We start from the raw sequence: 5,250 nt of genomic DNA on the forward strand, positions 1-5,250 counted from the left end.
TTGCACGGGTAGGAGTCGGTGAAGCTGGATCTTAGGCTCACATTGTTCGGAGTATATGGCCCCTCAAGGCACTTCACCGTAGCCAGGAATCTCGGCCTTCGGATAGGGAACTCCCTTTGAGTTTACCGGCCGCGTGGCCTCAGAAGCATTTGCAGCTGGTGCAATTTCCGTGTCTGCAACAGCAAAACGCCCGCTTGTAGCGGGCGTTTATGACACATGAGTATTAGCGAACTCTTGACCGTTCCAACCTCATAGCCTGTTCTACAGCTTGACCAACAAGGTTCGTGTACGCAGCCAAATCTCCTTTTGTGTACGTATTTACATCGCCACTTCCGCCGAGTCGCAGCCAAGGCTCTGCGATGTAGCACTCTCCGTACTTCAACTTACCGAGGCGCCCAGTCAAAGACTTAAAGAACTCGCAATGCAAAACACTCTCAAGAACTCCGTCCTTTATTAGGAAATGATCTAAAAAGAAGCCCGCATCCTTGTCGACAAAAGTCGACTTTCCACGTTGCACTTCTAAAAAGTAAACGGCCTTGTGCTTCTCAGACCAGAAGAATAGGTCACCCAATGCACTCGCAACCAAGGCGACGGCATCTTGACCAAGCAGCCATCGCCAGGAACTGAGAACTGAATTGGACAGGGTTTCATCAAGCATAGAGAAAAGCCCACCCTCAAACGTCCCAGCCGAGGTCACACGGTCTGCGATGACCTCGGGCAGAGTGTGGGAAATTACCTCATCAACTTTGAATGTTTGGTCGAATGTCATTGACCTGTCGTCTCGAAAATGAAGCGCACGTATCTATCAGATGGCACAGAATTAACGGTATCATAAATCATGCTTTGTCGATAAGCATTCTGGGCGCCGATGGAACTGTTTACCCGGAGATCACCATACCCAGTGACACCATCAGGCCGCCCTCCTATAACCATATCTGGCTCATGAAGGGCTGCAAATCTTGAATCCGGGGAAGCCTCCATATAAGCCTCAACGAAGGGATCTTCAGATACTGGATTTTCGCGCCTGAATAGTCCGATCGCTTCACTGGCGCTTGAAGGTCTCCCCGACGCGTTAAACGCATCGATATTCGCGCGAATTTCACCAGCCGTGAGCTTGTTTATACCAGCCTCCTGCCCAGCTAGCTGCCGTGCAAATTCTTCCTCACTCCCTTGTAAAGGAGTGTATTGAACCCTGACTGTTAATACAGGATTAGCCGACCCTACTTCGCTTGGAACCCCCTCCCCACTCCCCAGCCCCCGCCTAATCCACGTCCCAGCCGCCGACAGCGTACCCCCAACATCCGCCCCCAGACCAGGCACCTTGCTGAGCAGGCCGACACCTGCTCCGACGACCTTGCCTATCGCCGGACTCGCCACGATCAGGCCCGCCTGCGCCACGCTTCCCGGCTGCAGAATGTCGTCCGCCACCGACAACGCGCCGGCACCGTAATACACCGCGCCGCCCACGACGCCGCCATGGCGGTCACCCCAGGCGCCCGCCTGGGCCAGGGAGTCCTGTGCGGCACCCTTCCAGCCCGCGAACTCGGCATTGGCGGCGTTCCAATCCACCGGCGCCGCGAGCACGTAGCCTATGCCGCCCACCACCTTGGCCGCATCGCCCAGCAGGTTGTTCTGCCGGTCGCCCCAACTGCCCAGGCTCACGGCTGCATCGGCGGCGCGGTTCTCCCAACCGGTGACCGTGGCCCGCACGTCCTGCACCGCGCCGCCGACCTTCTGCACGACGTTGGTCAACATGGACGATTCCGCAGCATCCACCTGCACCGCAGGTGGCTGATATGGCCCTTGCTGCTCGTTCTGCGGATACGCATTGGCCAGCATGTTGAGCCAGCCTGGGCTGGAAGCCGGTTGCGACTCCACGTTGCTCAACGGCAACGCGCCAACGTCGATGGGCGCAAGGCTCACCGACACGTTCGGCATCGTCAGGGACGGCACCTCCGGCACAAAGTCCGAGGTATCGATGACGCTGCCCACGTCGATCGGCGGCAGGTTCCAGCCGGAAGAGCCCGCCGACGAAGTGACCACCGACGCCGAACCAGCCCCCGCCGTATCGCCCATGAGCTGGATCGGCGTGGAGGACGCCGGGCCATCGTCGTAGGCATACGGGTTCACCGACGATGCAGCCGACGATTGCAGCGTGACGCCCGAAGAACCCACGCTCAGCGACGTTGAGCCCAGTTGCAGCTTGAACTGCCAGCCGGCGCTGTTGCTCATGTAACCGGCGCCGGCGACGACTTGCCCCCCATTGCTCAGCATGACGGTGGTTGCGCTGCCGGACGCATTCGCGGCCGAGGCCATCGTGAGCTGGATGTTCGACGGCGTGTCCGACAGAGTCTGCGGCGTACCCATAGGCCCCAAGGCGCTGCCGCCCTGCATGTCGCTGGGCGACACGTAGGCCAGTTGGGGACTTTGGTCGATCACCTCCTGAACCTGCGCGTCGCTCAATCCGCCGATCCCGCTCGCGCCATAACCGTCGGCCGCACCGAGCACCGATGCCTGGTACCCCGCCGCGTTGTACCGCGACAACGGGTTGCTCGGGTCGTACATCAGGCCGCCACCGTCCAGCGCTACGTTTGTCATCACTGGAGCCAACACCTGCGGGAGGTCGTCCACCTCCAACGCCTGCGGGCCGATCTGGATTTGCGGTTGGCTGGGGCCGACCGGGATGGGTGGCAGGCCGGCGGCATACGACTGTGCCTGCTGCTGATACGCCGCGATCGCCTGGCTGGCCGGCGTGCTCGACGCATCGCCAATCGCATTGCCCAGCGTGTTGCCGATAGCGCTCGCCGCCGCATCGGCCACGCTCGTGTCGATGCCCAGCGAACGGTCGATACCGTAGGTCGCCGCGCTGCCCAGCGCGTCCGCCGCCACGCTGTTCCACGACAGCGGATCAGTGCGCACCACGGCATCCGTGCCGCCAATGCGGGTATAGCTGACGTGCAGCCCTTGCGAGATGCCGTAGCCCGCCTCCGACGAGGCCACGCTGGCCAGCAGGCCCTTCCATTGGAAGGCGGTGGGCTCCCCCAGCACCTGGCCGGCCACGTAGCCCGCCCCATAGCTGGCCGCCGCACTCGCGGCCGCACCATAGAACCCGTTCGTCGCATCGCCTACTTCGCCACCGACCTCGCCACCCGCATACGCCGCTGCCGCGGATTCCACCACCGATGCACGATCGAACGTGTTCGGCATGCCGTTCTCGATCGGATCCCACAAGACCCGGTCGAGGTCGTTGCCGCTGCCGGGCTTGCCCGACCAGAACTCCGCGCCGCTGAGCGCAGGGGACTCCAGGAACCCCGCCACCGTGCCGCCCAGGTCGCTGCCGCGGAGCGGATCGAGCTCGTGCGTAATGAACCGGCCGTAGTCGAACTGCCCGTTCAGCATCGCCAGGCTGGCCTGGCGCGCTTCGTTGCCCGCTGCCGCGCCGGCCTCCACGTTGCCGTCCGAGTAGATGGACACGATCACCGTGACCGCGACGCCGATCAGATCCGCCAGCGCCTGGCAATGTTCCTTCTGCGGCGGCGGTGGCGGCGCAATCGTCGGCAGGTTCGGCGTGGTACTGCCCACGATGCTGCTCGGGTCGTACGGCTTGAACGTCGTCGCCGTGTTGCTGTGCGTGGTCACCGTGGGGATGGTCAGCCGCTGGCCGAGCGACAGGTCGGCGTCACCGTTCAGCGCGTTGGCCTGCGCGATCACGTACCACAGGCTCACGTCGCCGTATTCCGCCTGCGCGATGCTTTCCAGCGTGTCCCCCGCCTGCACCACGTAGCTGTCCGGGCTGTCGTTGTTGCTGCTGAACGCCGTCACCTGATCCAGCACGTCCAGCGTGCCGGCGTTGTCGTAGTGCGCCAGTTGCTGGCCGTCGACGTACACGTAGTGCTGCGTCTCCAGCCCGGGGTTGCTGCCCGGGTCGATGCTTGTGCCGTCCGCCGTGCCGTCGCGCCGCTCGATGATCTCGCCGTTGCCGTCGTACGCGAACACCCGCACCGTGTCCGCCAGGCTGCCGCCCGCGTACTGCGTGTGCTCGGCCTCGGCGATGAGGTTGCCACGCGTGTCGTACACGCTCTCGTCCGTCGACGGACGCACGTTGGGCGTGTTGGAGACGTTCTGCCCGCTGGTGGTGGCTTGCAGGTAGCCGTCCTTCTTCAGGTACGTCTCCTGATACTGATCCACCCGGCCGCCGGCCTCGCGATACTGGTACGCCACCACGTCGCCGTCGGCGTCGTAGCCGGCGCTGCCGTTCGGGCCCTGGTACACCACTTCGTTCTGCAGCGTCAGGCTGCCGTAGGTGGTGGCGTTGGGGCCGCCGGGGCTGCTCGGCGCCGTGCCGGCGTTGCCGGCCCAGTGGCTTGGGTTGCCGAAGTTCTGCGACTCCGACAGCCGGCCTACCGCGTCGTAGTAGTTCACCGTGGCCGACGACAGCTCGCCGCCCACGTCCACGCCGCCCTCGTCCGGGCCATCCGGATCGTCCGGGTTCACCTTGTGCAGCGGCACCCCGCCCAGCGTGGTGCCCAGCGCGTAGTACTGGTTGGTCACCAGCACGTGGCCGTCCGCGTCGTACGTGCGCGTTTCCTCCACGCCGGTCGAGGTGCCGCCGGTGGTCAGATCCACCGCGTAGTCCGCGCGGATCAGCTCGTCGCGCTGGTCGTACGCACTGTGCTGCACCAGCGTGTCGCCGGCCGCGTTCACCGTGGTGCGGTTCACCACGTTACCGTCCGCGTCGTAGGACAGCGCGTAGGACTCCGCCGCGTCCGTCACCACGATCTGGCCGTTGACCAGCGAGCCGTTGGACACCGCCACGCGGTTGTCGCCGTCGTAGGTGTACCACGCGTCCTGCGTGGTGCCGTTCGAGCTCGCCTTCACCTCGCGCCGGTTGCCGGCCGCGTCGTAGGCGAAGCTTTCGTCCAGCGTCACCGTGCCGGTCGGCACGTCGGTGGTCACCACGTGGCTGATGCGGTTATGGCTGTCGTAGCTGGTGACGGTGACGGTGTGCACCGCCTGGTTGCCGCCGTCTACCGTGCTCGATTCCTCGCGCGTCACGTTGCCGTTGGCGTCGTACTGGTAGCTGTAGGCGGAGCCGTCGGTGTAGGTCTGCGTGGCCAATTGGCCGTCGGCGTAGTAGGTGTCCGTGTAGCCGTTGGCGGTGGCGATCGGCGCCGTGACGTAGTCCGGCGTCACCTGGCCTTGCGCGGTCGGCGACCAGTCGTCGCTCTCGCTCGTCAGCTAGCCCGCGAC

At 64.1% G+C, this 5,250-nt stretch carries 2 protein-coding genes; both read right to left on the reverse strand.

What is annotated here, in order from left to right; translation table 11 throughout:
• Nucleotides 1-223: 223 nt before the first annotated feature.
• Nucleotides 224-769 carry a T6SS immunity protein Tdi1 domain-containing protein gene (locus ACZ5Z2_RS13120; RefSeq protein WP_464759036.1) on the reverse strand — a complete coding sequence of 182 codons (546 nt, stop codon included), beginning with the start codon at nucleotides 767-769 and terminating at the stop codon, nucleotides 224-226.
• Nucleotides 766-5,193: a polymorphic toxin type 15 domain-containing protein gene (locus ACZ5Z2_RS13125; protein WP_464759037.1), complete on the reverse strand. Its 4,428-nt coding sequence runs from the start codon at nucleotides 5,191-5,193 to the stop codon at nucleotides 766-768. Before ACZ5Z2_RS13125 ends, ACZ5Z2_RS13120 begins: the two co-directional genes overlap by 4 nt.
• Nucleotides 5,194-5,250: the final 57 nt, after the last annotated feature.

Source organism: Rhodanobacter sp. G1, from assembly GCF_055397855.1.

Excerpts from the sequence above, each read along its gene's own strand:
- ACZ5Z2_RS13120 (WP_464759036.1), bottom strand. The coding sequence starts at position 769 with ATGACATTCGACCAAACATTCAAAGTTGATGAGGTAATTTCCCACACT.